The 6,688-nt window shown below is 61.2% G+C and carries 7 protein-coding genes; 4 read left to right on the forward strand and 3 right to left on the reverse strand.

All coding sequences use genetic code 11. The features are described 5' to 3' along the window. Positions 1–121 precede the first annotated feature (121 nt). The 3 genes from FV230_RS02785 to FV230_RS02795 all read right to left on the reverse strand — a co-directional run bounded on the left by FV230_RS02785 (position 122) and on the right by FV230_RS02795 (position 3,500). A complete protein-coding gene (locus FV230_RS02785) occupies positions 122–1,108 on the reverse strand; it encodes an alpha/beta fold hydrolase (protein ID WP_147841152.1) in 987 nt (328 codons plus the stop codon). Between the two features lie 957 nt (positions 1,109–2,065). Further along, positions 2,066–3,037 carry an alpha/beta hydrolase gene (locus FV230_RS02790; RefSeq protein ID WP_147841153.1) on the reverse strand — a complete coding sequence of 324 codons (972 nt, stop codon included), beginning with the start codon at positions 3,035–3,037 and terminating at the stop codon, positions 2,066–2,068. 100 nt (positions 3,038–3,137) lie between these two features. After that, positions 3,138–3,500, reverse strand: a complete 363-nt coding sequence (locus tag FV230_RS02795; protein WP_147841154.1) for a hypothetical protein — start codon at positions 3,498–3,500, stop codon at positions 3,138–3,140. Between the two features lie 370 nt (positions 3,501–3,870). On the opposite strand from FV230_RS02795, the gene FV230_RS02800 reads away from it, so the two are divergent. The 4 genes from FV230_RS02800 (at position 3,871) to FV230_RS02815 (ending at position 6,530) form a co-directional block, all read left to right on the forward strand. Next, complete coding sequence (locus tag FV230_RS02800; RefSeq protein ID WP_147841155.1) at positions 3,871–4,089, forward strand: hypothetical protein; 219 nt, start codon at positions 3,871–3,873, stop codon at positions 4,087–4,089. A 64-nt stretch (positions 4,090–4,153) separates the two neighbouring features. Continuing rightward, entirely contained in the window at positions 4,154–4,405 is a 252-nt protein-coding gene (locus tag FV230_RS02805) for a hypothetical protein (protein ID WP_246686448.1), read from the forward strand. Positions 4,406–4,651: 246 nt separating this feature from the next. Continuing rightward, complete coding sequence (locus FV230_RS02810) at positions 4,652–5,500, forward strand: hypothetical protein (RefSeq protein ID WP_147841156.1); 849 nt, start codon at positions 4,652–4,654, stop codon at positions 5,498–5,500. 298 nt (positions 5,501–5,798) lie between these two features. Further along, a complete protein-coding gene (locus FV230_RS02815) occupies positions 5,799–6,530 on the forward strand; it encodes a hypothetical protein (protein WP_147841157.1) in 732 nt (243 codons plus the stop codon). Positions 6,531–6,688 lie beyond the last annotated feature (158 nt).

Consider the following 6,688-nt stretch of genomic DNA (forward strand, 5'->3'; position numbering starts at 1 on the left):
CTGAGTTGCAAACGACCAGGTTGGGTCGGTAGCCGAATGGCGGCTTGGGGTGGTTTTCTGACCGTCTGCTATCGAGCGACAGCTACATCGAAGCAGACGTCACCACTACGACCGGAGACCTTCAACGATGCTTCCTCGTCTGGTTCACGAAGGTGGCAAGAGCGTCGATGACACCAGGGGCGAGCGGGAGGTTCGCATCCTGATAAGTCGTAGCGTTCGCAGCTCTGTCATCCGACGTCACCGCTTTGAGGACATGATTGGTATCTGGCAGCAGGACGATCTCGGTATCTGGCCGAGCCTGATGTAACCGCTCCGCGTCTGTGAGACTGACCTGAATGTCGCGAAGGCCCTGAAGGATGAGCACCGGACCGTCATAGGCGGCGATGAGCTTGGTGGGATCGAGCGCGAACAGACTGATCAGGAAACCCTGCACCTCGGGTTGGAACAGCGGGCGCAACGCGGGATGGATGCCGTCGGCTGTGACTTTCTCCCCGCGCTCCAGCTGGGCGATGATAGAACCAGCCTGCTCGCGGATCGGCGCGTTGGCAGGGTTGGCGGCGAGCTGTTCGCGAAGGACGTCGCCGGCTTTGCGGCCGGGCGCGGACACGAGGAGAAGCCCGCAGATGTTCTCGGGCCGCTGGGCCGCGAGCATGGTCACCAAGCCACCTTCGCTGTGACCGAGCACCCAAACACAGGCGGCCCCCGTCTTCTCGCGGATGGTAGCAGCCCACAGACGGACGTCGGCGGCATAATCCTCCATGGTCACGGCATTGGCGTCCGGGACAGCTTGGGCACTCCCGAACATGCCGCGCTTGTCGATCCGCACGCTTCTGATCCCACGCGCTGCGAGCCCCTCTGCGATCAGCCGATAGGAGGAGGCTCGGACGCCGAGGGGATTGTTGCCGTCGCGGTCAGTTGGGCCTGAACCGGGGACGATTAGAACGACGGAAGCGTTCGGATCAGAGGGGCCGAGCAATGTTCCAGAGAGTGGCCCACCGGGACCAGCCGCTTCGATCACCCCAGGGCTGCTCATCGGCGCGGCTTCCAATTTCAAACCAGCGAGGAACGGTATTCCGATCAGGAGATAGAACCTCGTCCACATCCGCATTGCGATACCGTGGGGTCCGAGGTGTACATGCTAGAGGATGTATGCCGACCATCTCCTAAGCATTCGTTCGGGGAACCGTGGAATGACCGCTTTCGGGTAGCGCCAGCAATTGGCGGCGTGGCAGACATGGGTCGGGGACGGAACGTCCGCTTCCGGGCGAAGGGTCTGGGTCTGCTCCCCACCCCTTAGCAGACCATCAGGTTGCTATGCGAGGATGCACACAAGCGCCCGATCTGCCGGGTGCGTCAACGTTCGGCCAGGTCAACGTGACACCTCTTTGCTTAGCCAAGCTCCCCCTCGAAATACACACCAGTGCGATCCGCCAATACCTTTTTGCGATCTTCATGCTTGCGGGAGGCGCGTGCGGCATGATCGTAGTCGCTGCCGCTATATCCCTGCTGATCTGGCATCCTTTGGAGAAGGTCACTTGGCTTCTAGCCGTAAGCGGCCTCCCTGCGGCCTTTTTCTTACAGCATTCGGTTCCATCACCGCCTGGAATTGCCTAAAAGATGCCATGCGGCCAGCCCCCGTGCTGATCGTTCGTGAGAATGGAGTCGAAGATCGTTTTGCCGAGGCTGTGGTCCCATGGTCGGAAGTCGCGCAAGCGCGCATCGTCTACGTTCGCGGTTCCTTAAACCACGTTCGCCTCAACCTTCGGACGCCACTCAGCGCCCGACAGAACCGGTTCCGCTTTGGACAATGGCACAGCCGACCGATGGTGTTCTGTGTCCCTTTGGTCCTACTGGACCTCAAGCCTCACGAACTCGCTCAAGTCGTTGCCACTCTAGTCAAAGCTCATGGCGCAGAGGTCTCAGCACAGGGAGGCCCAATGCTGCCTATCTCAAATGTGCATCTCGTAGAAGCGGGACGCCCGCTTCGGGGTGAAAGGCCATAGTCTGCTATCCACCCTTCCCGAACGTTCCGTGCGGTACCAGACGTTAGATCTGCAATTGGTATTCAACCCGCCTCGCGAACCTGCTCCGCGGCCCGATCGATAGCGTCCACGACCTCGCGCGGGGCGAGATGCTGGATCATGTGGCCCATGCCCGGAACGACGACGAGTTCGCTGTTCGGCAGTTCACTGTGCAGTCGCTTGGACTGCCGATCGACGTCGGCGACTTGATCGTCGCCGCCAACGATGATCACCACAGGGAGGGTCAGGTCGCGGTAGTGCTGCTTGATCTCGACGGTGACGGGCGTCATCAGCGCAGCGTCCTCCGCCGAGGCGCGCAGCTGCAACGGGCGCAGCATCATCGCCTTCGGGAACTCTCGGTCGAAGCGGTCCGTGACCGCAGCCGGCGCGAACATCGCCTTGATCAAGGCGGGCTGCATGAGCCGCCCAAGTACGGGCGATACCGTATGGCGCATCAGGTCGCCTATGCCGGGGATTGCCACCGGTGACGTGAGCAGCACGTCGGCACGCAGCGTTGGATAATAGGACCCGGAGGCCAACACGAGGCTGCGGACGAGTTGCGGTGCCTGGAGTGCCAACGCGACCGCCACCAGCGCACCCCACGAGTGCCCGAGCACGACGGCCTGTGTGACGCCGAGCTGCTGGAGCGCTTTTTGGAACAGCGTGGCGTGGGCGCGTGGCGTCCAGAGGCCGCGTGGGCGATCGCTGTAGCCGTAGCCGGGTCGGTCGATGATGATGACCCGATACCGCTCGGCGAGGTCGTCGACGATGCCGCTGACCAAAAAGTCTTGGATCATCATGCCGTTGCCGTGGATCAGCACGAGAGCCGGTCCGCGTCCGCGCTCGACATAGTGCAGTCGCACGCCATCGACGGTGAGAAACGCACCGATTGGTGGGGTCTCGTGCTCGGCGTCCCGCGTCTTGGCAGCCGTATAGAGCGCCGAGGCGGCGAGCGCGGCCGCGGACCCGACGAGCGTCGGTGCGAGCCAGCGGCCCGTGGTGGAATGGCGTGTCATGCGGGGATCCTGTTGGATTGCGGGACATGCTCCACGATCGGTTGGATCGCTCCGAAGTCATGCGGTGGGGACCCCGTCGGTACGGGGTCGTTGCGCGGCTCTACGGCAGTGCGCCGATCATGCCTTTTGCTTCGGTCATCGTGTCCTCGCACGCACGCTGATGGCCTTGGCGATCCTCTGCGACCGCCTGTTCGAGGAGGCGTCGGGCATCAGCCACGTGCGCCGAAGTGGAGATCATCGCGGCATCGCTGGGTTCGCCGGCCGGCGCGGTGGCGAGGGCCTTCGGCGAGTGGCTGCTGCGGAGGGCATGCCCGTCCTGAAGTCCGGTGACTTGGACGGCACCAGCACTGTCGAGGCGGCGTTCGATCGTGCCGATCTGCTCGGCGCAGGAACTGGCGTGAGCCGGAAGTTGGGTAAGGCCGAGTAGAACGGCCGAAGCCGCTAGGGAGAGTTCGAGGCGCATGGGGATATCCTGTGGGCTGCCGGGCAGCGGTCGGCAACGCAACAGGGGCCGCGCAACGCGAGCGTTGCCGGGCTCAGGCGTCCCCGTCTTGGGCGAAGAGCTCTTCAAATTGTTGCGATGCAATATGACAACGACCGATCGGACCGAATGATCCCCTCTGGCCGAAGAAACCTCGAGGCGGTGATCGTGCCGTGGCCGAGGGCGCACGCCGCCGGAACCGGGGCGCGATGAATCACGTGCACAAGCGACCACTCCTCAGATTGACGGCATCGATACCTGCTATCGATAGGATCTGTTTGCTTCATGTTGCAGTGCAGCGCATTTTTTTGTCATAGGCCGGGGCGGACCCGGCGTTCAAGGGAAGATGATCATGACCATGCGCGCCTTTGTTCTCGCCGCGCTCGCCGTCGTTCCGGCTTTCGGTTCGGCCCTGGCCGGCGAGCGGATCGACTTCACGCCGCCGCTCTATCGCGAGCAGGCGCGTCCGACCGCTTCCGTCCGGCCGGCGACCGAGATCACGACCACGCCGAGCCTGGTGCAGGCGTCGTCGGAGGCTCCGCGCCGCATCGTCGAAGCAACAGCCCGCTAAGATGTGATTGAACGGGATGTCTGAGCCGCATGTGTGAAGCGAAATCCTCTCTCGTAGATAGGCCATGCCTGCTTTGACGATCGCTTCTGTTCTCGCCCTGACCGCCGTCGCTGGCCTCGGCCAGGCGGAAGCCAAGGGCTGCATCAAGGGTGCTGTCGTCGGCGGCCTCGCCGGTCACATGGTCGGGCATGGCATCGCCGGTGCGGCCGCTGGCTGTGCCGTCGGTCGTCACCAGGCCAACAAGGCGACGACCACGAATACGGTGCCGACTTCGACCGCTCCGGCGACCACGACAACGACCTCGCGCTCGTACTGACCGTTCGAAGGGTCTTGTAGTCTGGAAAAGGGCCCGGCGTATGGCCCGGGCCTTTTTCTATTAGGTTGCCACCACAGACCTATGGTCAGGATATTTAGTTGTGTCGGATCGCTTCGCGGTCTGGGGCCGACGACCGGTCACAGAGGCTCTTCGGTCCTGAGCATCAGCGCGTTTAGAGCCGAACATCATCCTGTCGCATCCGGCCGCTCATCTGTGCGTAGCGGCCGATACATCGGGACGTCACAGATGGCACAGGGAAACGGCATGCGCAGCGCAGTCATCTCGGTGATCTCGGCCACGATAGCGATCGCACTGAGTGCACCGGGTCGCGCCGGCGAGGGCCCATCGGTGTGTCGGCTGGACCAATCGGGTGCACCCTATTCGCTCACGTTGACGACGAGCGCGGGCGAACTGGTGGTCGATGCTGAGCGCCGCGGTGATACGGTCCTCATCGATGGGGGGTGGGCGTCGGGCCGCACGTATCATCTTGACCGTCGCAACGGGTTCGACGTCCGCTATCAGAGCAGCAGCCGATCAATCGAGACGGTCTTTCCCGAAGGCCTGACAGACATCTCGATCGCGGCGGCTAAGCCGAGTGAGTACCGCGCAACCAGCATACTTCTGTGGGATGGCAAGGTGACCGAGGTCCTGCGCCCGGTCACGAAGGCCACGTATCTCGGCGAGGAGCCTGTGCGCGTCGGCGCGTGTACGTTCCAGACCATCCACCTCGTCGAGGAGCCGAAGGACGCCAAGCCGACCGATCCGGTCGTGACGACGCAGCGATGGTTCTCGCCCGGCCTGAACATGAACCTGCGCATGGTCTCGGATCGGCGTGAGACCGACGGCACGTCGAAGCGCGTGCTCACATCGGAGGCGGTGGCGATCGCCGAGCGGCCGGCGACCAGTCGCAGTGATGGGATACGCTTCGGTTCACCTTCCGCTGGGCCATGTCGTGGCCGAGCCGCTCGCCAACGCGCTGACGACATCGGTCAGAACGTCCAGTCCGGCTGCGATATCGGCAGGGTCGACGATCCCAAATGGCCTCCAACCGCCCCCATCCCGACACCGGATCAGTACCGATCCGATCGGTGCTAGCAAAGCCAGATTGATGTCGTCGGTCGTCGCGCTCTGGGCCATCCGCGCGATGGGGCGGCCAGACGCTTCTATGGCGCGTTCGAACACACACGGCCAAGGCGGTGCGGAAGCGATGAGCCAGGTGATCGCTGCCACGACACGACGAACAGGCTTACGCGCAATCTCATCCAGGGTATGCTTAATCAACGCACAAAAGCAGTACATTGACTATGGGAGCAGCCGTTAAAGCATTGGTCGTGACATTGCTTAGAGCGGTATTTATAATGATGTTCACTCCCTCAAGGTAGGATCGTACGTCGTGTATCGGTTGTGGTGTTTCGCAATCTGCATCCTGCTCGGACTGGATGAAATCAGCAGCGCCTATGCCGGGCCAAACGGTGAGTATCTACCAGCTGGATCAGCGCAGATAGAATCTAAATTTGATTACCAAAGCGGGAAGGAGGACGGGACATTTTACCTTTCCGTCAAAATGCCAGGGTCCTATGCAACGGCTCGTATTCGATGCAATCTACGCTTCGGTAAATACTCTGTGTTCAAAATGGATCGGCGCATATCAAACACCGGTATCACACAATATGTCTTTGGAAAATTTCACGTGCCTATGAAGCACCTCCTTGATGAAATGGAAACAAAACCTTTTCCTTATTTTGATGCTCATTGCAAAACGGGCCAAATCGTTGTGGCTACCCACCTGACGGCGAATATCGTGGGAGTACCACCGTCCGTGTTCGTGCAGAGCGTTGAACAAAATGAAAAGGGCAATATAAAAAGTTTGACGCTTGGGACTGCGGGCCGCCCGTTGTTGAACCATCCCAACCCTCGCATTGGTAGGAGCGAAATTTCTGCTATTGATAAAGATCATCCATTTTACACATGCGCGATATATTCGGAGGGAGGCTTAGTCGTTATTGCTGAAGCACATAGGGAATACGAGGGCGACGTTCCAGGCAAGTTAAAGATCAAGCTTGACCGCGCGATTGTTCGGTTTGATGGCATGCAATGCCAACTCGGCGGAGTTGATATCAATTAGATGAGCGCCTCCACTCACGTTTCGCTCTCAAACCCCGTTTCATAATGGGCAGAACAGCTTAGCTATTGGGTGAGCGGCGAGCATCGCAGGCGTTGGGAGAGTGTCTGACGCTCACCCAGGAACCCCGATGTGGACGCCCGCCGCCCGCGCCGAGCTTG

Source organism: Methylobacterium sp. WL6, assembly GCF_008040095.1.
In the GTDB taxonomy this organism is placed as follows: Bacteria; Pseudomonadota; Alphaproteobacteria; order Rhizobiales; family Beijerinckiaceae; genus Methylobacterium.